Origin of the sequence: Photobacterium sp. 1_MG-2023 (assembly GCF_030547945.1) — a bacterium.
GTDB lineage: Bacteria > Pseudomonadota > Gammaproteobacteria > Enterobacterales > Vibrionaceae > Photobacterium.
The window spans coordinates 1-21,093 of sequence record NZ_JAUORR010000035.1 but is presented as its reverse complement, the minus strand read 5'-3'; the positions used below and the strand labels follow the sequence as shown (position 1 = coordinate 21,093).

26 protein-coding genes are annotated in these 21,093 nt (G+C 50.1%); 15 read left to right on the top strand and 11 right to left on the bottom strand.

The window, feature by feature from the left end; genetic code table 11:
- The first annotated feature begins 146 nt into the window (after positions 1–146).
- From arsB to arsJ, 5 genes are all read left to right on the top strand, one after another.
- The gene (gene arsB, locus Q4579_RS20680; protein ID WP_303566697.1) at positions 147–1,220 is read left to right on the top strand and encodes an ACR3 family arsenite efflux transporter; all 1,074 of its coding nucleotides are present in this window, start codon (positions 147–149) and stop codon (positions 1,218–1,220) included.
- A gap of 263 nt (positions 1,221–1,483) precedes the next feature.
- A complete protein-coding gene (locus tag Q4579_RS20675) occupies positions 1,484–1,825 on the top strand; it encodes a metalloregulator ArsR/SmtB family transcription factor (protein WP_211650816.1) in 342 nt (113 codons plus the stop codon).
- Between the two features lie 27 nt (positions 1,826–1,852).
- A complete protein-coding gene (locus Q4579_RS20670; protein ID WP_303566696.1) occupies positions 1,853–2,869 on the top strand; it encodes an ArsJ-associated glyceraldehyde-3-phosphate dehydrogenase in 1,017 nt (338 codons plus the stop codon).
- A complete protein-coding gene (locus tag Q4579_RS20665) occupies positions 2,866–3,363 on the top strand; it encodes a tyrosine-protein phosphatase (protein WP_303566695.1) in 498 nt (165 codons plus the stop codon). Before Q4579_RS20670 ends, Q4579_RS20665 begins: the two co-directional genes overlap by 4 nt.
- A gap of 61 nt (positions 3,364–3,424) precedes the next feature.
- Complete coding sequence (arsJ, locus tag Q4579_RS20660) at positions 3,425–4,660, top strand: organoarsenical effux MFS transporter ArsJ (protein WP_303566693.1); 1,236 nt, start codon at positions 3,425–3,427, stop codon at positions 4,658–4,660.
- 25 nt (positions 4,661–4,685) lie between these two features.
- Here the strand turns inward: arsJ and Q4579_RS20655 are convergent, their stop codons facing one another.
- On the bottom strand, positions 4,686–5,513 hold the full coding sequence (locus tag Q4579_RS20655) for a sulfurtransferase (RefSeq protein WP_303566691.1): 828 nt from the start codon (positions 5,511–5,513) through the stop codon (positions 4,686–4,688).
- 118 nt (positions 5,514–5,631) lie between these two features.
- The gene (locus tag Q4579_RS20650) at positions 5,632–6,516 is read right to left on the bottom strand and encodes a patatin family protein (protein WP_303566690.1); all 885 of its coding nucleotides are present in this window, start codon (positions 6,514–6,516) and stop codon (positions 5,632–5,634) included.
- Between the two features lie 512 nt (positions 6,517–7,028).
- Between Q4579_RS20650 and Q4579_RS20645 the strand changes: the two genes are divergently transcribed.
- The 5 genes from Q4579_RS20645 (at position 7,029) to Q4579_RS20625 (ending at position 11,343) form a co-directional block, all read left to right on the top strand.
- Positions 7,029–8,258 carry a lysozyme inhibitor LprI family protein gene (locus Q4579_RS20645; RefSeq protein ID WP_303566689.1) on the top strand — a complete coding sequence of 410 codons (1,230 nt, stop codon included), beginning with the start codon at positions 7,029–7,031 and terminating at the stop codon, positions 8,256–8,258.
- 554 nt (positions 8,259–8,812) lie between these two features.
- A complete protein-coding gene (locus Q4579_RS20640; protein WP_303566688.1) occupies positions 8,813–9,007 on the top strand; it encodes a hypothetical protein in 195 nt (64 codons plus the stop codon).
- Positions 9,008–9,075: 68 nt separating this feature from the next.
- On the top strand, positions 9,076–9,417 hold the full coding sequence (locus tag Q4579_RS20635; protein WP_303566687.1) for a Fis family transcriptional regulator: 342 nt from the start codon (positions 9,076–9,078) through the stop codon (positions 9,415–9,417).
- 125 nt (positions 9,418–9,542) lie between these two features.
- On the top strand, positions 9,543–10,322 hold the full coding sequence (locus Q4579_RS20630; protein ID WP_303566686.1) for an MBL fold metallo-hydrolase: 780 nt from the start codon (positions 9,543–9,545) through the stop codon (positions 10,320–10,322).
- Between the two features lie 52 nt (positions 10,323–10,374).
- A complete protein-coding gene (locus Q4579_RS20625; protein ID WP_303566685.1) occupies positions 10,375–11,343 on the top strand; it encodes a GlxA family transcriptional regulator in 969 nt (322 codons plus the stop codon).
- 76 nt (positions 11,344–11,419) lie between these two features.
- Here the strand turns inward: Q4579_RS20625 and Q4579_RS20620 are convergent, their stop codons facing one another.
- Entirely contained in the window at positions 11,420–11,626 is a 207-nt protein-coding gene (locus tag Q4579_RS20620; protein ID WP_303566683.1) for a 4-oxalocrotonate tautomerase family protein, read from the bottom strand.
- Entirely contained in the window at positions 11,607–12,734 is a 1,128-nt protein-coding gene (locus Q4579_RS20615) for a YbfB/YjiJ family MFS transporter (RefSeq protein ID WP_303566681.1), read from the bottom strand. Before Q4579_RS20615 ends, Q4579_RS20620 begins: the two co-directional genes overlap by 20 nt.
- Before the next feature lie 136 nt (positions 12,735–12,870).
- On the opposite strand from Q4579_RS20615, the gene Q4579_RS20610 reads away from it, so the two are divergent.
- From Q4579_RS20610 to Q4579_RS20590, 5 genes are all read left to right on the top strand, one after another.
- A complete protein-coding gene (locus tag Q4579_RS20610) occupies positions 12,871–13,761 on the top strand; it encodes a LysR family transcriptional regulator (protein ID WP_303566679.1) in 891 nt (296 codons plus the stop codon).
- A 99-nt stretch (positions 13,762–13,860) separates the two neighbouring features.
- Complete coding sequence (locus tag Q4579_RS20605; RefSeq protein ID WP_303566677.1) at positions 13,861–14,445, top strand: nucleoside deaminase; 585 nt, start codon at positions 13,861–13,863, stop codon at positions 14,443–14,445.
- 34 nt (positions 14,446–14,479) lie between these two features.
- Positions 14,480–14,929, top strand: a complete 450-nt coding sequence (locus Q4579_RS20600; RefSeq protein WP_303566675.1) for a GNAT family N-acetyltransferase — start codon at positions 14,480–14,482, stop codon at positions 14,927–14,929.
- A 139-nt stretch (positions 14,930–15,068) separates the two neighbouring features.
- On the top strand, positions 15,069–15,602 hold the full coding sequence (locus Q4579_RS20595) for a DUF2937 family protein (RefSeq protein WP_303566674.1): 534 nt from the start codon (positions 15,069–15,071) through the stop codon (positions 15,600–15,602).
- Between the two features lie 135 nt (positions 15,603–15,737).
- Positions 15,738–16,139, top strand: a complete 402-nt coding sequence (locus Q4579_RS20590; protein ID WP_303566673.1) for a VOC family protein — start codon at positions 15,738–15,740, stop codon at positions 16,137–16,139.
- Between the two features lie 116 nt (positions 16,140–16,255).
- Here Q4579_RS20590 and Q4579_RS20585 read toward each other — a convergent pair whose 3' ends face one another.
- The 7 genes from Q4579_RS20585 to Q4579_RS20555 all read right to left on the bottom strand — a co-directional run.
- Entirely contained in the window at positions 16,256–16,537 is a 282-nt protein-coding gene (locus Q4579_RS20585) for an Imm31 family immunity protein (protein ID WP_303566672.1), read from the bottom strand.
- Positions 16,538–16,643: 106 nt separating this feature from the next.
- The gene (locus Q4579_RS20580) at positions 16,644–17,168 is read right to left on the bottom strand and encodes an ankyrin repeat domain-containing protein (RefSeq protein WP_303566671.1); all 525 of its coding nucleotides are present in this window, start codon (positions 17,166–17,168) and stop codon (positions 16,644–16,646) included.
- 1 nt (position 17,169) lies between these two features.
- Positions 17,170–17,331, bottom strand: coding sequence for a hypothetical protein (locus tag Q4579_RS20575; protein WP_303566670.1), 162 nt, complete (start codon positions 17,329–17,331; stop codon positions 17,170–17,172).
- A gap of 85 nt (positions 17,332–17,416) precedes the next feature.
- The gene (locus Q4579_RS20570) at positions 17,417–17,638 is read right to left on the bottom strand and encodes a hypothetical protein (protein ID WP_303566669.1); all 222 of its coding nucleotides are present in this window, start codon (positions 17,636–17,638) and stop codon (positions 17,417–17,419) included.
- 1 nt (position 17,639) lies between these two features.
- A complete protein-coding gene (locus Q4579_RS20565) occupies positions 17,640–18,368 on the bottom strand; it encodes a colicin E3/pyocin S6 family cytotoxin (protein ID WP_303566668.1) in 729 nt (242 codons plus the stop codon).
- A 156-nt stretch (positions 18,369–18,524) separates the two neighbouring features.
- Entirely contained in the window at positions 18,525–18,779 is a 255-nt protein-coding gene (locus Q4579_RS20560; protein ID WP_303566667.1) for a bacteriocin immunity protein, read from the bottom strand.
- A partial coding sequence (locus Q4579_RS20555; protein ID WP_303566666.1) for an S-type pyocin domain-containing protein occupies positions 18,760–21,093 on the bottom strand: 2,334 nt, incomplete at its 5' end. The genes Q4579_RS20560 and Q4579_RS20555, both read right to left, overlap by 20 nt.

Here is a 21,093-nt window from a genome sequence, read left to right as displayed (position 1 = left end):
CCGGCCACAGCGCTAACATATACGCGAATTCGAATATTCATATATTCACCTGAATTCTCGTTGCACCATTCCTGCTCATCCCTGAGAACCGGACGGGTCAACGCTGATTCAGGTCAAGCCTTCCATCATCAACAGAGTCCGTCATCATGAATCAAGAAGCGACAATCCCGCTGAAGAAAAGCAGTAAAATGAGTTTTCTGGATCGCTATCTAACCATCTGGATTTTTCTTGCCATGGCGGCAGGGATCGCCCTTGGCGTTACTTTTCCCGGCATTGCTGAAATCAATGAAGCGATGACCGTTGGCAATACCAACATCCCACTGGCCATCGGATTAATTCTCATGATGTACCCACCGCTGGCGAAAGTGAATTATCAGTTACTGGGACAAGCCACCCGCGACAAGCGTGCAATCACTTTATCGCTCGTGATGAACTGGCTGGTTGGTCCAATCCTGATGTTTGGTCTCGCCCTGCTCTTTCTGGGTGACGAGCCGGGCTATATGACCGGAATCATTTTGATCGGACTGGCCCGCTGCATTGCCATGGTACTGGTCTGGAATGACATCAGTGGCGGCAATAAAGAATACGGTGCAATGCTGGTTGCATTAAACAGCGCATTCCAGATATTGACCTACAGTTTCATGGCCTGGCTGTTTATTACCGTACTGCCACCATACTTCGGCTACAGTGGTTTTGTCGTTGATATCACCATGCTGGATATCGCGCAGAGCGTATTGATCTACCTGGGCATCCCCTTTCTGGCTGGTTTCCTGAGCCGAAAAATTCTGGTCCGGCTGAAAGGTGAAACCTGGTATACCCAAGTCTTTATTCCCCGAATTTCTCCGATAACACTGATTGCGCTGCTCGGCACCATCGTGCTGATGTTCAGCCTGAAAGGCGACATGATCTTTGAGCTGCCAATGGATGTCCTGCGCGTGGCACTGCCGCTGGTGATCTACTTTCTGGTGATGTTCTTTGTCAGTTTCTGGGCCGGAAAGAAAATGGGCCTGCCCTACGATCAGAACACCTCGATTGCGTTTACCTCATCGGGGAATAACTTCGAGCTGGCCATTGCAGTCGCGATTACGGTCTTTGGCCTGAATTCCGATCAGGCATTTGCGGGTGTAATCGGGCCGCTGGTCGAAGTCCCTGTGCTGATTGCTTTGGTCAATGTTGCGCTGCGCATGAAAAAAACATACCCAGCCCCAACACATCAATAGCTGCCCGTTTTAACGCCGGTATGTTCCTCGCCAGTTCGTTTCACGGCAGGAACATACTGGCTTCGACCCGTCATATCTTCATCCCTCTCTTCTCAACTGAGGGATATCGTTGATGAAGGATCCAGCACAAAACACCCGTGATACAAAAACCACTTGGCCTGCTGCAGCATTCAATGTGAATATTTCATGACACCGACAGGAATCACATTGATCTCTTCATCAACAAAGCTAAGATATACGGAAATTCGAATATGGTTATAAGCATGCTTCCCCATCAATTTTTTAAGCTGCTGGCTGATGAAACCCGAGTGCGTTGTATTCGGCTCATCGTGAAAGAACAGTGTCTGTGCGTTGCGGAACTGACCGAAGCGTTGCAGGTGAGCCAGCCAAAGATGTCGCGCCATCTGGCCGTCATGCGAGCCAGTGGGTTACTGGTGGATGTGCGGCAAGGCCAGTGGGTTTTTTACCGGTTAACCGATGATTTGCCCGGTTGGATGCGAAAACAGATTTACGGACTGGTCGATTCAAACTGCCTTGAACAGGAATATCAGCAAGACAGTGATCGGTTAGCAGACATGAAGCAGCGACCGGTGTGCTGCCAATAATTCACCTGATTTTTGTAGGAAGAGACAATGACAATCAAAGTAGGTATCAATGGTTTTGGCCGCATTGGCCGTTTGGCTCTGCGTGCAGCGTTTGACTGGCCAGAGCTGGAATTTGTTCAGATCAATGATGTTGCCGGCGATGCTGCAACGCTCGCCCATCTGCTTGAATTCGATTCCGTTCAAGGCCGCTGGCACCATGAAGTGACTTCAGAAGGCAACCAGATCCTGATCAATGGTAAAGCCATCACCGCGACGCAGGAAAAAGACATCGACGCCATCGACTGGTCGGGCTGTGATGTCGTCATTGAAGCCACCGGCAAACACCGCAAGACAGAGCTTCTGAACAAATATCTGGCGCAGGGCGTTCAGCGTGTCGTCGTTTCAGCGCCTGTGAAAGAAGCCGGTATCGCCAATATTGTGGTGGGTGTGAACGATCATATCTTTGACCCGGCGCAGCATCGCATTGTGACTGCAGCTTCCTGCACCACCAACTGCATTGCACCTGTGGTAAAAGTCATCCATGAAAAACTGGGCATCGAGCAATCCGCTTTCACCACCATTCACGATCTGACCAACACACAGACGATTCTGGATGCGCCCCATAAAGATCTGCGCCGCGCTCGCGCCTGTGGCATGAGCCTGATCCCGACCACCACAGGCTCAGCCTCTGCCATCGTTGAAATTTTCCCGGAACTGAAAGGAAAAATTAACGGTCATGCTGTTCGCGTCCCGCTGGCCAACGCTTCCCTGACGGACATCATTTTTGATGTGAATCGCGACACGACCGCCGAAGAAGTCAACGCTCTGCTCAAAGAAGCCGCTCAGGGTGAGCTTCAGGGCATTCTGGGTTATGAAGACCGCCCACTGGTGTCGATTGATTACAAGGGCGATCAGCGTTCTACCATAGTCGATGCGCTGTCGACCATGGTCGTTGGCAAACGCATGGTGAAAATCTACGCCTGGTATGACAACGAAATGGGCTACGCCACCCGCACCGCCGAGCTGGTGCGTAAAGTCGGACAGGCATCAGGAGCACGACCATGATTCATCCAACCTGGACTTTACCCGTGAATGCTCAAAGTGCACTGGTGCTGACACCCTGTCCCGGCACCAAAGGCGTGCCACTGGCCGAAAGCCTCGCACAACTGAAAGCTCAGGGTGTGCGTGCTGTGGTCACCGCCATCAACGCACAGGAAATGGCAGAGAAAGATGTCGCTGGACTGGGCCAGCTTGTGGCGCAGGCCAGTATGCTGTGGGCACACACCCCGATCGAAGACGATGCAGCGCCCGGAGCAGACTTCGCGGCCCAATGGCAGGCGGCCAGCCCGCAGTTGCATACTATGATTGAAGAAGGCGGCAAGATTGCCCTGCATTGTATGGGCGGCTCAGGCCGGACTGGATTACTGGCAGCCCACCTGCTCTTAGCGCAAGGCTGGCCACTGGACCGAATCATTGCAGACGTTCAGGCGCTGCGTCCCGGCGCCTTTACCAAAGCCATTCAGGTCGATTACATCCGTCAGGTTGCGTCACCCGCATAATCACAACATCGCCGTTTCCTGACACGCTCGGGCGCGGCGACTATTCAAGAGTGTCGTGTCTATGTTTGCCAAGTACTTTGCTCAATTCAGCCAACCGGTTCGCCAGTATATGCTGGTCACTTTCAACTATTGGAACTTCACGGTTACAGACGGCGCACTGCGAATGCTGGTTGTGCTGTATTTCTATGACCTCGGTTATTCGACACTCGCCATCGCCTCCCTGTTTCTGTTTTATGAATTTTTTGGCGTGGTCACCAATCTGGTCGGGGGCTGGCTCGGCGCCAGACTCGGTCTGAACCGAACCATGAATATCGGACTCGGGATGCAGATTGTCGCTCTGCTGATGCTGGCCGTTCCAAACCCGATGCTGACGATTCCCTGGGTGATGGCTGCTCAGGCACTCTCGGGGATCGCCAAAGATCTCAATAAAATGAGTGCCAAAAGTGCGATTAAAACACTGGTGCCAGACAACAAACAAAGCGCACTGTATCAGTGGGTTGCGCTGATGACCGGCTCCAAAAACACCCTCAAAGGTGCCGGATTTTTTCTGGGCGGCCTGCTCCTGAGTCTCATGGGCTTCCAGAATGCTGTCATGGCCATGGCCGGTGTGCTTGCAGTAGTGTTTATCAGCAGTCTCATCACGCTAAAAGCGGAGATGGGAAAAGCCAAGAACAAACCCAAATTCGCTGAGATGTTCTCCAAATCAGAAAGCGTGAACATTTTATCTGCGGCCCGGATGTTCCTGTTCGGTGCCCGCGATGTGTGGTTTGTGGTTGCGTTGCCAGTCTACCTCGGCTCCGTCTTCGGCTGGAATCACAGCGCTGTCGGCGGTTTTATGGCTGCCTGGGTGATGGCCTATGGCTTTGTCCAGGGCTTCGCCCCGAAACTCACCGGAAAAGCTCAGGGCAAAGTGCCGGACGGTCAGGCCGCGACCCGCTGGGCTATATTGCTGGCAGTGATCACGGCAGCCATTGCCTATGGTGTTCAGGTTCAGTGGCAGCCAGAACTGGTGATTGTTGTCGGCCTGATGATTTTTGGCGCAGTCTTTGCCGTGAACTCCTCACTGCATTCATACCTGATTGTCAGCTATGCCAAAGACGATGGCGTGTCGCTGGATGTCGGCTTCTACTACATGGCCAATGCCATGGGACGGTTGATCGGCACAGTGCTGTCTGGCTGGGTCTTTCAAATAGCAGGACTCTCGGCCTGCCTCTGGGTGTCGTTTGCTTTTCTGGCTCTCACGACACTGATTTCCCTGAAACTACCAAAGATTCAGGCCTATCAGGTCGTTTCTTAACACCCCCTCACTCAGCGAACGGGCTTCAGGCGACTGGTAAGTCCGTTCGCTGCCCCCACTCTGCCCATGAACCATCATAGATCGCCAGATTCGTGTATCCGCACGCTGCTGCTGCCAACAAGCCAATGCAGGCGGTTACCCCGGAGCCACAGCTAAAACAAAGCCGATCGGATGTTTCAATCTTCAGGGCAGCAAATATGGCCCGAAGTTCTTCAAGCGGTTTGTACTGCCCGGCCTCAAGCAGTTCAGTAAACGGAAGATTCACGGCATGAGGCATGTGCCCACTTCGCAGCTCAGGACGAGGTTCTGGCTTCAACCCTGAAAAGCGATCCGCGGCACGAACATCGATCAGATGGAACCCCGGTTGTCCTGCCCATCGCGCCACATTTTGCCAGTCCGCAATCCAATGGCGCCCTTGTTCCCCTTGCCAGCGGTTGCCCGGTTTGGGGACCGAAGGCGCATCCGCAACCGGCAGACCCGCCAATTGCCACTGAGGTAATCCGCCATCGAGAACAAAGACGCGCTCATGTCCCATCAACCGAAACAGCCACCAGGCTCGCGGGGCTGAGTAAATGCCTTTAGCATCATAAATCACCACGGTATCGTCCGGCTGAATGCCCAGTTGGTCCACTGCTTTGTGAAAAGCATCCGGGCCCGGCGCTGTATGCGGCAAGGGAGACGTCAGATCAGAAAACTGGCCGTGCAAGTCAAATAACAGTGCCCCCGGAATGTATTTTCGCGTAGTCATCCCCGAGTTATCTCCGCCGATACTTTCCATCGAGGCATCTAAAATCACAAGCTGCGCCTGAGATTGCCTTTCTGCAAGCCAAGCGACTGAAACGAAAGTATTCATGATCCCCCCTCAGGCCATCTTTCAACATGGGTAATTTCTGCACGATTAAAAATCATCCCAATGAAAATTGCCAGTGTCACATTCAGAGAGGATCACTTTTTGGGGGATTCAGCACTTTTCAGCGCTGTGACACACAAAAGTGGCACTCTTTATCATGTGAGCCATTGAGTGATAAACGGCGATGGATATGCAGCATCCCTTCGGTGAGTCCCATCTGGTAGCCTTCATCCAAAGTGGATTTCCGCATGCTCAGGCGTTTGACGCTAAAGTTCTCTGACGGTGCGATCACTCGAATTGTCGCATCTTCCGGAGGATTCCGGATAAATGCCAGTGATGCATTGTAGTTTTCTGCACGCTTGAGCATGGCTTCAGCAATCTGCGGCTGGCGTGCAAAGAGCTTTTGTAATATCCAGGGATGCCGGGTCGGTTTCATCTGATAACTCAGTGGATGAGACAGAATGACCGTGATATCCCGCGCACCGCGACGATAAGCCTCGCGAACCGGAATAGAATCGGCAACACCGCCATCGGTATAGCAGCCGCCGGAAAAACATGGTGTGGCTTTATACGCCAATGGCAGGGCACTTGTCGCTTCGATCACATCACTGATGTTGTCAGGGTTCACATGATAATAATCTGCCTGACCCGTCTGGATGTTGGTCGCCGCCGCAATGAATTTCGTTTTTCCGAACAGTTTGGTCGAATCCAACGGGTAAAGTCGCATGGACTCTTCCACCAGCCATTTCACATCCAGTAGATTCCCACCCCGCAGAAAACGGGCCGGATTAAAAAAGCGCTTGTCCGTTGCCAGTTGAGTGATCACCCGGTAACTGCGCTTTGGCTGATGCGCCAGATAGCCCAATAAATTTGAAGCCCCGGCAGAAACACCAACCGCCATATCGTATGGGTTGAAATCATCCTCCATGAAGGCATCCAGCACGCCACTGGCAAAAATACCGCGCATCGCGCCACCTTCAACGACTAAAGCTTTCTTCTGATTCATCTGCGTCTTAACCAACTGATTTAACATGAAGAAAGCTTACTCAAATGCATGAACACTGGATAATCGAAAAGATGGATGGTTGGGATAGGCGGCGTCTATGAGAGTTCATATCCTTTTTAGTCGCCAACATATGCTGTTAACAGAAACTCTAGAAGACGATAAATCCCCCCTTGTTGCCTGAATTTGGGAGTGAACGATGAAACGACTCTCACCCAAGCACCAACTCTGCTCGGTGATGAAATCCCTTTGTTTGGCAACTTCAATTCAAATACTGCACTGAAAAGCGTTTCTGCCACCACTGTATTTGAGAACGATTTGATCCACATCAAATATCAGATCTTTTGATTCCTAAACGCTCTTGTTACCACAATAAATTCACGTGGCACAACGTAAAGGGCATGAAGCATGATGTGATATCGATTCGAATATTATGACACCACATTCCAATCCGTTGTGTCTGAATCCGGGTTTGTGTAGCTTGAGTCAAATTTTAGTTATATTCTGGATTCTTCATGAAAAAATCACTCCTCTTACTTTCCTTTTTGGCAACATCAGCTCAAGCCGCTAGCTTCAATTGCGAACTGGCCTCAACGCCAACAGAAAAAATGATATGTACAAATCCATCGTTAAATACCATGGATGAGCTCATTCATCAGCTCTACACCAGCGCACTCAAAACATCAGGGAACGATACCCTGAAAGCAGAGCAACGCTCCTGGCTGAAATTCCGCGACAACACTTGCGACAACCTTGCCGCATGTGAAACCGTTTTTAAGGACAGAATCAACCGTCTACTCATTAAAGTGTCACAGGAAAATATTACTCACCTGAGTCAGGATATGGCTCTGCCAGATGAAAAAACATTGGACCAAATATCAACAGATGCAGCACAGAATATTGCAGCAGAAGTGTATCAACCCTGGTTAAGAAAAGTAGTCAATGAGACAAAGAGTCCAAACTTTCCGATAGCAACAACTGTAAATAATGAAATTTACATTTATTATAAAAAATATAAATCATCTGATTCAATTTATGAGCTTCGTGAGTATAAGCCTATCACTCATGAAGACAAATTCATCGCTTCCGACACTCAGGGAGCCACTTTTGTGAAGAACGGCGTGTTATATTTCTACACAAACTTTTCAGACAACAGGGTACTAGAACATCACTATACAATTGGTTCTTATGACACCCCAAAAGTGAATCAGTATATTCATTTACACGATTATTTCAATTTGCCATATAGACATAACCAAGAAAATGAAAAAATTTTAATTTCTGAAGATCAGAAAAAGATCGCAATACAAACACAGATATTTTTATCATCCGAAGATATCACACATTATTCTCAAAACTCCCAAGAAGTGGAACTCTTCAGAAAGGCGAAATTATCATCTGAGACGTATCCGATTACAGAGGATAATAATATCGCTATTTATGACAGTGAATCGAATCACATCAAACTCATGCCAAATATCATGAAGAATAAAGCCAACTGGGGTTGGGAAATCTATAGCATGGTCTGGAGTGAAGATAATCAATCCATTTATTTTGACAATTATGCAGGTCAATATGCTTGTGTATGGAAATATGATATCCGTGGTGATGTGGTTCACAAAATTGTCCCTGAGCATGAAGCGATGAGTCCCTTCCCATTCACCTATCAAGGAAAAGAATTTGTCGTTTATATTCTGCAAAAATTTCCATCAGAAAATCGATTAATGATTGCGATGAAACCTTAATCTCATCACTAGATAGAAAATATTTATATTCCTCTCCTTCAGCGGAGAGCCCCGAAGATCACTTTTAAGTCGATGCCTCGCTCTCCGCTGAACCGAATCATATACATTACATCAACACTCACTGACACAAAAACATATGATGATTTTCAGCAATCTTTGCTTCATAAAGAGCACATATATGCATATTGTGACGATCCTTCAACGCTTTTTTCCAGGCTTTGCCAGTTGAAAGCAACACTGAAATACTCTTGCCAAATTTTCATACGCAAAGAACAACTGCATGCATATTAAAAACACGGTTCCAGGCCAGACCTTGTTTATCAGGGAACGCCTTTATCTCTCCGATATCGGCCCAGCCAGTGTGGATTGCAGCCGACAGATTCAGGATCTGATTGATAAATCGGATTACAGGTCACCGGTCCATGGCATTTTATTGCGTATCATCTACCACAGGATAACCAGACAGAATTTGACATAGATTTCTGCCTGCCTGTTTCAGGCGAACGTGATGCCTATCTGACGAATGATATTCAGAGCATTATTTCCATTGCGGCATGTCTGTCTATGAAGGTCCTTTCGCGGATTTATTTGCAAAAGGCTATCAGCCTTTGCTCACGGCCCGACACAATATGTCTTACGAACTGAGTGGCGAAAGCCGTGCGGTGTACCCTGTCTGGTACGGCCCGGATTCGGACAAAAATCATGTTGAAATTCAATTCGGTATTCAGGAAATGCTACCTCAACCATAAACCCGGATTGACAGGCCTTATAAAAGCGTTACCGTATTGGCTTTGATGATTATGGCCTCTGAATCAACATGCGAAAAACCGATAAAAACACTGAAAACCAGCTCAGGCAATTACTGACTGACGTCTGCAATGAAGCGATGGAAACCTACCCTGGTTTTCAATGGCTTACCCATCTGGTGAATTACGATAACTTTCCAGCCAGTCTGCGTATTGTTTGCGTGTTCGACACCAATGAACAACTGTCTGACTTTGTGGCGACCGACGGAAAATCAGCACTGAACGCGCTGATTGATCAACAACTTCAGGCTGCGGGGATCAAGTTGAACAAAGCCGCCAACCATATCCGCTACGACACCGAAGAAAGCTGTGAACTGGCCCATCAGGGAAATTGGGCAGCCCGGCTGCGCTGAATTTCAACTTGTCCCGATTTCGGTGAGATCTGTCCCGCGGGCCACTCACGCTCTGCTGCTGACACCAGGATAATCAACGGACTTCAGTCACGAAGTCTGTTTAACCACTGTTCAAGGAGTCAGCCATGAAATTCACCCAAGTGCGTAACGCAACCCTCATCATTCAGTATGCCGGGAAACGGTTTCTGATTGATCCGATGCTGGCCAGTCAAGGCACCTATCCGGGCTTCGAAGGCACCCCCAACAGCCATCTTCGTAATCCGCTGGTCGAACTGCCCTGTTCGCTGGAAACCCTGCTGGAGGTTGATGCTGTGATTGTCACCCATACGCACCCAGACCACTGGGATGAAACGGCAAAGGCGGTGATCCCGAAAGACATGCTGATTTTCGCCCAGCATCAGGCCGATGCCGACGTTATTCGTACCTCAGGTTTTACCAACATCCGGATCATGGGTGACAACACCGGCTATGACGGCATCTCATTAAGCCAGACAGATGGCCAGCATGGCAGCGACGATCTGATGTCAGCCATGGGTGATCGCATGGGTGAGGTCTGCGGTGTCGTGTTCCGGCACCCTGACGAAAAGACACTGTACATTGCCGGAGATACCGTCTGGAATCATCACGTACAACAGAGCATTGAGCGTTATCAGCCGGATGTGATTATCCTGAACAGCGGCGATGCACAGATCGATGGGCTGGGATCCATCATCATGACCAAAGAAGACGTCCGCGCGGTCTATGAAGCTGCGCCAAAAGCCACCGTCATTGCCAGCCATATGGAGGCCGTCAATCATGCCGTATTATCACGTCAGGCACTGCGCGATTACCTGATCACCCATCAGATGACGGATCGGGTGCGGGTCCCGGAAGACGGAGAATCGTACACGTTCCACGAATCATAACCATGCGGATGCCCTGCCAGCAGGGCACTCTGCGCATCAACAGGGAAGTTTCATGCCAAGGTCAAAACACATGCCTTTACCCACAGTCGCTGTCGTGGCATTTCACCGGTTCAGCCAGTTCCACCTGTCTGTCCCCTGCATCATTTTTGATGACATTCTGCCGGACATGAAACTGTTCAACCTGCGAATCTGTGCCGGTGAACCCGGCCCGATTCAATCCAGCCATGGGTTAACCCTGGAAACAGCGCACGGGCTCGAAGGCCTGGAAGACGCCGACATCATCGTGATTCCCTACTGGCGAAACCCGGCGGAACAACCTCCGGCTCCGCTACTGGCAGTTTTGCAATCTGCGCATGCGCGTGGCGCACAAATCGTCGGCTTTTGCCTCGGCACCTATGTGCTGGCCTATGCCGGTCTGCTCGGCGAAAAACGGGCATCGACTCACTGGGAGTTCGAGCAGGATTTCATTCAGCGCTTTCCCGGCATCACCCTCGATACCAATTCACTCTACGTGGAAGACGGTAACATTGTCACTTCAGCAGGGACGGCTGCCGGACTCGACTGCTGCCTGCACTTGCTCCGACAACGGTATGGCAGCGCGATTGCGAATAAAGTCGCACGTCGCATGGTGATCCCGCCGCACCGGGATGGCGGTCAGGCCCAGTTCATTGAGCGCCCCGTACCCGCGACCACGCAAGATGCACGGATGAATGCCCTGTTCGAATTTCTGCGCAATCATCTGCATCAAGCCCATGATCTCGATAGTCTGGCCGATCGCGTCATGATGACCCGGCGCACCTTTACCCGGCAATTTCATAAAGCTGCCGGCCTTTCTGTGGGTGAGTGGTTACTCTCGGAACGGCTTCAGCGCTGTCAGGAATTACTTGAATCGACCACACAGCCCATGGAGACGATTGCCAGTCAGGTTGGGTTCCCCTCCGCCAGTGCTTTGCGGGCACAATTTAAGCGCCGATTCAATGTCACGCCCAGCGATTGGCGAAAGTCGTTTCAGTACGCTTGAGGATGAAAACCGTGAAGCGCGCATAACAACGCGTCGCTTCATCGCACAAATTGACAGGTCATCAGGATTGATGATTTTACGCTGAGCTTTGTTGTCTGAGCCTCGTCACCGGAATCCCGCCGATTCCCCAGTTATCGGTCGCCACTTCATCAATCACCACAACGGTTGTGTTGGGATTTTTGCCCAGCACATCCACCAGCAGCTGCGTCACACCTGAGATCAGCTGTTCTTTCTGCGCTGGTGTGGCGCCTTCATTGGTTATTTTAATATTCACGTATGGCATGTTTTTCCTCCATTGATAATTGAACCAGTACACTCGCAACGGCCAGTGTCATTGCCGCGAAAAAGCAGGTTTCCTGCACACTAAACCGCAGCACCACCAAAGGACCGAGCACCTGCCCAATCCCGTAACTGAACGTCACCAAAGCCATCAGCTGTATCGCTCCGGGGGCCACAACCTGTCTGGCTAAAGACATCACTAAAGCGACCGTCCCCATAAATGACGAGCCTATGCCCAGTGCGGCAAAAACCAATCCAAGCGGACTACCAAGAGCCAGCAACAACATTGAGGCGGCCTGAATCAGCAAGTTCAGGATCAGCGTTTTTTGATAGCCGATTCGATGCGCCAACCGCATCCAATACAAGCCCGCGGGGAGTGCAGCGATGCCAAATAACGTCCACACATGCTGCGGGAAGAAGCCCGTCTGCTTTGCCAGCAGCGGTAAATAAGTCGCCGCGATGATGTATCCAAAACCAGCCATCCCGTAAATCAGCACCAGCATCCACCAGCGCATCGAGGGGACTTCCGGCGGCCGCGTTGCCACTGCATCGGGCTGGCTGAGCTCGCCTGGCTGCCTGAACATCAAACATCCACATACGACCAGCGAAAACAAACCCGCTCCCCGCCATATCCATACGGATGAAAGTTCAGCAAAAACGGCCAGATTCACCCATTCATTTCCAAGCACGATCCCGGCACCCACACCAGCAAAGAACAATGGCGCGGCTGATTTCATGTGGGGTGTCTGAAATATCACAAGCGCCCCGAACACCATCAGACCGGCACTGGCCATTCCGGCGAAAAAACGCCACACCAAGGCAGCCGCTTCAGACTCAGTATTGCCCATCGCAAACAATGTCACCGCTGTCGTGAGCGTACACGCTATGACAACGCGTTCCGGCCTGATGGCATGGGTGAGCGCGCGAGACGATCCCAGCAGGCTGCCCGCCAGATAACCCAGATAATTTGCACTCGCCATCAGAGAAAGCGAGCCCAGGGTAAAGCGCCCTTCGCTCATCAACACCGGAACCAAAGGGGTCAACAAAAACCGTCCCAATCCCATACCGACGCAAAGTAACGCGAGTGCATAGAAGTGTTTGAAATATCTCACCTTGATAACGTCCTTCATTTCGCAGTTTGTGCCGCGGGGATCCGGAAAAGCTGTGAGCTGATTACATCAGATTCGCGAACATGAATAAAAGTGATTAATATGAACGAACTTATTCATAAATAATGAACAACTGAACATGAACAGCGCTGCCCTGAAAGTTTTCAAAGCTGTTGCCGAAGCCGGGTCTGTCCATCAGGCCGCGGAACGATTGCACTGCGTCCCTTCGAATGTCACAACACGACTGAAAGAACTGGAACATAGCCTTGGGGTCGCCCTGTTCAGCCGGGAAAAACGCCGCCTTCAAATCACGGCAGAAGGTCAGATTCTGCTCGAGTATGCAAAGCAGGTATTTGCATTACTTGAAGCCGCGGAAGGTGCACTGAAATCCGATACGCCCGCTGGCCCGCTTCACTTGGTGTCGATGGAGACGACCGCAGCGGTCCGGCTGCCGTCCTTGTTGACCGCATTCCATCAGAGTTTTCCAGCCATTTCCCTCAAGCTGACCACAACCACCACTCAGCACGCGCTGGAGATGCTGCGAAAGGGCGAAGCTGACATCGGTTTTGTGGCTGATAACCCGCACATCAGCTCGCTGGGACTCATGACGTATCCCCTCTTTCATGAAGAGCTCGTGCTGATTTCACCGGCTGAACTCTCCTTTCCCCTCACGGCTTCAGCCTGCAGAGACATGTCGATGCTGGTCTTCAAAGATGGGTGCAACTATCGCCAGCGTTTCCAATCGTGGCTTGAAACCCAGCGACTGGGGCATCTGAGTATCCAGGAGTTTGGCTCATTCCAGGCGATTTTAGGCTGTGTGTCCGCCGGCATGGGGCTAGCCATGTTGCCGAAATCCGTCATCACTCTGGATAGCGCTCAGTCTCACATCAGGCTCCATGCAGCAACATCACTTCCCGTCACAACCCAGATGGTCTGGTCTGAACAACGTGCGGTCAGTAAAACCGTTCGTGCATTTCTGGATTTCAGCCGGCATGAATCAGAGAGTCATTTGGACAAAGCCGCGGTGTGATCCTTTTCAAAAGGATGAAAAACAATCAGTTGCCCGCACGGCAAAGTGCTGGCAACCGTTATACTTGGCTCAGTATTCATGATTCAGGACAGACACTCGATGGAAACCCTCCTTCACAGCCAAACAGCCGTCAGTCAGTACGCCTTGACTGCCATCGCTCATATGCCAACCTCCAGCCTGCCGGTACTGGCTGACGATGCCTTTCTGCAGAAGCTGTCCGATGCGGATTTCATGCGCATTGCTGTGCTGCTGGCACAAAAAAGTTACGACGAGGGCGGCTGCCCGATTGGCGCGGTGATCATTGATAATCAGACCCGACGCATCGTCGGCAAAGGCCACAATACGCTGGTTCAGGAAGACCACCCATATAACCACGGTGAAACCTCTGCCATTCGCGATGCAGGCCGGATTGATTTCAGCAAAACGACGCTGTTTACCAGCCTGAGTCCATGTGATGTGTGCGCCACGCTGCTGTATATGCGCGGATTCAGCCGGGTCGTTGTCGGCGATGTCACCAACGCTGCCGGCAACGAACCCATGCTGCGCGAAAAAGGCGTTCAGGTCGATATTCTGGAAGATCAGACCGGCATTGCACTCTATGGCCGCTTCCGTCAGGAGAAACCCGCGCAGGATCTGGAAGACTGGAAAGGTCTGTGCGCCGTTCACCAGAACACCAAAGCGTGACTGAAAAGCCAATCCCCCAACAAGAGAACAGTGCATGGAAACCATCAGAACCGCCCGCCCACAAGATTTGGAAGGTCTGTTGCGGCTGTACCGGGCGTTGCGTCCGCACGACCAGCCACTCACAGCACCCGCTGCCGAAGCACACTGGGAAGCCTTGCTGGCCCAGCCAAACACTCGCATCATTGTTGCCGACATCGACGGCACACTGGCTTCAACCTGTCAGTTGGGGCTCGTTCCCACCCTGACGAATGGCGCAAAGCCCTTTGGGGTCATTGAACATGTCATCACCACCGATCAATACCGGCGTCGTGGCCTGAGCCAGAAAGTCATTGAAAAAGCACTGGCACTCGCCTGGGAACTGGATTGCTATAAGGTGATGTTACTGTCGGGTGAAACCCGCACAGCGGCGCATCAGCTTTATGAAAAGATCGGATTTCAGTCAGGGATAGAACGTGGATTCGTCATCAAACCCCGTCAAGTTTGATCAGCTCCGAAAATCTGCGCAAAACATCAGCCAATTTCACCATGGCTATATACCTGATTTCGTTCACCAGATAATTTGATGCATCAGAAATTTTCCGGTGCAGGCTTGCTGTCATCTGCCCGACTCAGGAGAAACAACCTTGTTTGGAAGACTGCTCGATAAACTGATTTTTGGTGCTGCGCTGCTGGCAGCATTGCAATTACCGCTGCTCGCCGATCATTATCAGCAATACCTTTCCGGCCTGTATGATGCGACCCAATGGCAGGTCGATGGCTACGAAGCCACTGCGCATCAATTTGGCTATGCCAGCACTCAAGCCATGATCGAACGCCACCTGACCAACGATGAACCCAGTGTTCAGGCCGATGCCCGTCAAAAACAGGCCACGCTAATCCGCTATCAGGCACTGCAACACGGGCTGGCCGTTTTCCGTCAGGGCGATTTGATGGCAAAAACGCTCTATATGTTCCACCCATCACGGATAGAGCAACTGGAAACCACATTAGAAAACTTTAAGCCGGGCATTCCGCTCACCGTCCATGGCATCCTCTTTGGCGTGATTGCTGCACTGGCAGTGAATCTGTTGCTGACATTCCCCTTCCTGCTCGTTGCCCGCTGGCTCCGGAAAAAACAGATAAAAGCAGCACCTTCAGGGCGATATAAGATCTCCTGAAAAAACGTTGAAACACAATGACAAAAATCACATTTTTAAGCCTGTGAATTAGACAAAGATGTCACCTGAACCAGACTGATCAGATTCACACCAAACACAGGCTCACGGCCACAATCAATGAAGGAGGTGTTTCAGGTGATCAGCAACATTCTTCTCGGAACCAACAACATCCATCGGTCAGAAGCGTTCTACGACACCCTGCTAGCATTGTTCGGTGCCAGAAAAACAATGAAAACAGATCGATCCATCCTCTGGCAGACCGAGAACGACAGTGTCGGTATTGCAGTGTGTCTGCCTTACGACTCACAAGCAGCAACCTCCGGGAATGGGAATATGGTCGGCCTGAAAGCCAATTCCGAAGCCATGGTTCGGGAGGTTTACCAGACAGCGTTATCGCTGGGAGGGACCTGTGAAGGCGAGCCGGGGGAACGCAAACCCGGTGTATTTGCAGCTTACTTCAGAGATCCAGAACAGCATAAATTTGGAGTGTTTTACATCCAAAACAGCCATTCTGACTCACAGACATGGTCATCTTAACTCTCCTCTTGCCACAATAGAAAACCGCTCAACATTACATCGTGCCACATGAAGCGTATTTGTATGTTTTGCGGTTTTTTTAGATTTTGGATTAATTTACGTTGGTGATATTGCGGTCATTGTTTCAATTGACCTTCGTCATCTTGCATGACGCTGACGGACATTGACTCTCCAGTATAAAAGTCTTCTCTTTTCATGATGTTACCTGTAGAGACCAAGTCATCCTCACAAAGATCCCAACTGAATTCATTTGTTAATGAACTGACTGAATACCAGTATATTCCATCATCGTTCTCAGCCATGCCTAAAATAGCGCATTCAAGACCATTCGCTTCAGATATTTCTGGCCTGTTAGTGTTTATCTTTACGACTTCATAAAATTTAAATTTTGATGTCATCACGTTGTCCTGTTGTGGTGTGCGGCAAAAAGAATGCGGTGTAACCTGTTGACTGATCTTGCCAGAACAACCACTCATATCAAACACACCGCAATGAAATTACAGATTAATATTGATCCATCAATGCTTTAATGGCTGGATCAATGCCCGCAATGATATCCATTGCTTCACGGACAGATTTTCCTCCGGGTGCGGCTGCATCCGGGTCGGAACCATATTCTAAGAGAACTTTCACCACATTGAACTCAAAAGGATGACTGTCAAATGCCATATCTAAGGCATTCTGGGAATCTATCCCCCGGTGTTCAAGGGTCTCTTTTGCACCGTTGTCCAGCAAGAGCCGCATTGCCGGGACATTTCTTTGCCGCACGGCATAAATCAGCGGTGTATAGCCATAGCTATCAATTGCATTGACGTCCAATCCTTGATCAATGAGAAATTGGATTGATTCACTTGGGCTTAGTCTATCAACACTTGTACTTGTTAAGACTTTATGAAGATAAGTCCATCTATCATTTTCTGTAACATGATGAACATTCACACCCTGATTCAGTAAATTTTCTGCACTTTCTAATTGCCCACGTTTTATTGCCTGAAAGAATTTAAATTCAGGACTGTCGATATACCTCATCTTATTTCCTATCCTCTAAAAACGATGCCATATCATCTAAAATTTCATCAATTTCATCGACCCCCGGCTTTTCATTCCTGTGACTCAAATTTGGACCTTCTTCTTCGATCTGGAAGTAATCCGGGCGGGAATTCACAAAATCATTCAATTCCGCCTGGATCATGGTCAGCCCTTCGGCTACCCGGAAATATCCTTAATAAGGATTTCCCCTTCAGTTATGACCGTAAATTAGCACTAACAACTTCATGCTATTTTTCCACTTCACAAATCTCAATATCATAACCTGAGTAATTGAAACTTCTTCCCAAGAGGTTTTCTAACTCAATCATTTGTTTTTCATTTAAATCAGCACAATTTCCATTTAAAGGAAAACCAAGTAAAGTGAGTACATCTTCATCATTTAGTTCTGGAAGTGAATACGCCACAACTAAACCATCTGTTTTTCTATCAAAAAATTCAATCACATACATATTATTTCTCAATTCTTCTTGACGGATCTTTAGGTTTAGTTTGCTCACCAGTTATATGGTCGAACTCACCGATGTGCTTACCGTTCTTATCATACACTTCCACTTTTCCATGTTGTGAGTCCCACTCATAAATCTGCCTTTTATCTTTCCATCTCCTCCTTTTTGAGCCACCACCCTGAACGCTCGTCTTAGACTTCACACGCTTTGCGTCAGGAAATGCGGGGAGCGCAGGATCTCCATCAGGAGCTGATATAAAGCGAATATCTCTGTTTATCGTATGGTATACCATGTAAATCGGCGGGATCCCCGAATCCAGCGGGAACACCAGCACAGCGTCGCTCCAGTGCGTTTCTGCATCGGCCGGATAGGTTTCAACGGTTGGAAACCACTCATCCGCAATGGGTGTGGTGCGAATATCTTCCGGCTCGTAACCATCGGCATGACCCGGCGTGAGCTGCCATTCGGGAGCCCCGGTGGCTGTCGGGAGCCAGGTCATCTCTGGCCCTTCTTTCCCCAAAGCCACAGAGAAACTTTGATTGTCTTCGTGAAAATCCACCTGAAACACCGGGATACGGGCAAAGTTCATGTGCCATGCGTGAACAGTCGGGTACTGCTCACCCGGTGCCGGGTCAGTCAGGCTGATGCGGATCCGGCTTTGCACACTTTCCAGATTGCGTAATTCTTCCTCGGTGTACTGCGTATCGTCATGGTGCCAGACTTTATGGGGCATCATGAATACAGAAGCGATACTGCCTGATGCAACTTCTCAGGAGAGATATAAATTGAGACTCTCAAAATGTAACTTTTGAGAGTCTGTCTGAAGACAAAACAGAGAAATAACAGGCCACATTGAGTCAGCGCTGCTCAAGTGGCCTTTACAGACAAGTTATTCAGGTTTGAAGCAAGGCAATCCCTGTTCGGCGTACCAGCGTTTGAGTTCTGCGACAACGGCTTCAGGTGAGTCTTCAATACCTACCATTGTTGGATGTGTCAACAGCGCACTTCCCTCTGGATGAGTTATTTCACTGTTAAAATAGTAAACAACATCCTCAAGAAACGCATCATCTCGGTCATCAGAGTAAATCTTTTTCAGCACTAAGATGAACTCTAATTCATTGTAATCATTTAATTTTTTTAGCATCTGAATGAATCCTTATATGATGTTTAACCATGACAATTCTTAAATTGTCAATATTATACACGTCACCACCGTGTTGAATCTCCTGAACATGATGTACTTCGAAGCGGCCACGCCTTCCCACTTGGTATTTAGGCAGTGAGAATGGAGCATTACCCTTCAGAATTTCACGTTGGTTAATTTGTTTATCAAATTGGTTAAACAGTATTGGATGATTAGCAACCTCCAACCAAATAGCTGTTTGGAGTTCAGAAAATCGATTAAATTCTTTGCCTCTGAGAGCATTGGCTATAACCGTCGGTATGTACTGTCCTTGCCCTTCATCAGCCGCCTTGCCCAACCAATAACCATCTTCCCACGGCACATCTTTGCCTTTTCCCGTCACAACACCGGGCTGATTCCGTCTGTCTTCTTTTTTGAAAACAATATAAATCGGCGGGATCCCCGAATCCAGCGGGAACACCAGCACAGCGTCGCTCCAGTGTGTTTCTGCATCGGCCGGATAGGTTTCCACTGTTGGAAACCACTCATCCGCAATGGGTGTGGTGCGAATATCTTCCGGTTCGTAGCCATCCTCGTGCCCCGGCGTGAGCTGCCATTCGGGAGCCCCGGTGGCTGTCGGGAGCCAGGTCATCTCTGGCCCGTCTTTCCCCAAAGCTACAGAGAAACTTTGATTGTCTTCGTGAAAATCCACCTGAAACACCGGGATACGGGCAAAGTTCATGTGCCATGCGTGAACAGTCGGGTACTGCTCACCCGGTGCCGGGTCGGTCAGGCTGATGCGGATCCGGCTTTGCACACTTTCCAGATTGCGTAATTCTTCCTCGGTGTACTGCGTATCGTCATGGTGCCAGACTTTATGGGGCATCATGAAGACATTGCCGATGACCCCGATCCCATTGAACAGATAGAGCTCGTAATTATCCAATACATTGTCGAGTTTTCCGAATAACCGGGTCAGTCCAACCGCGGCATTTCTATTGGCTTTCTCTACCGCGCCAACGTTTCTTCCCGTCCCTTTCCCTGAGTCCACACCCGGTGGTGGTGCGGACGGGGGCATGAGTAATGTAGCGGCATGCGCACTCCCCATGATTTGAAATGTCCAACTGAAATTGGAGAGCGATTCTGGCTCAGAGCCTGCATCTGTACTGCCTTCAGGAACATTGCACGACTTGGCAAACACCGGTGTGACGATCGATTTCGCGCGAACGACCGGAATATCATGCGCCAGATGTGTTTCACGGAGCGGATGGATCGTCGTGTCTTCAAGGCACTGGCTGTCATAGGGGTAATAGCTGTTTAATGCCTGATTAAAATCTTTTGGCTGCTCTGGCGGCCGCTCTCGAATGGGTTTGGGCGCATCAGGGGCATCCGGTGACTGTACCGTTAACTGATCTCCGACACTCAGGGATAGCGGATCCGCTTCATAAAGCGGATTGAAATCCAACAGTTCACGGGCGCTCAAACCATATTGCTGAGCGATCTCATCCCAGGTTTCCCGCTCCCCTGTTGCCGGATCCCGCTGGACGGTATGAGTTTGGCGGGTGGACGCCGCAACTTGTTCGTCAGCGACCGGGGTTCGCTCAAGGACAGGTTGTTGAATGGCAGCCAACAATGCATCGAGGTCGATTTTCACACCGTGCTGTAACAACCAGTCTTCACTGAAATGATCCAGATCCTGACGGGTGATCCGCTCTCGAAGGTAAATCAGGTACTGATCCGTCACCAAGGTCCCGGCCCGTTTCCAGGGCAGCAAAATCGCACTCAGGTGCCCCTGATAAAAATCGTCACTGAGCTGGTCGTGGGTGGCATGTGTGGCACGGAATGCCCAACGCCTGTCACCGAGGAGTTGATATTCCTGCATCAGCTTTCCATCACAGAAGTGGCAGAAATAGCCATGGCTGGGATGCCCTAACAGGCCTTCAATTTCTACGGCGGGCATGACGGCCATGAATGCTTCCTGCACGACCCCGGAACCCGCAGGATGAACGGTCACAGGTTCAGGCGGCGTCACCCCCAGCGATTCACAGGCTCGGGCCGCATACAGACGTTTGGGTTCATTGATCACAACGGTCGTGGTCAATCGGAACCCCTGTTCAACGGGCTTTTCCTGCCAGTTCATGAGCCTGCCTTCTTCCTGAGTCTTACCGAGAAAGAACGCGCAATTGTTGTGTTTGTGCAGCGACTTCATGGCGCAGGACAGCTCGAAGCAATATTCAAATTCTGCCACCGGAGCCGGATCTTCCCGTACCGGCGGTGGCGGGGGCAGGATGGTGCATTCATCCAACGGCTGAAAGGCCGCATTGGGATATCTTCT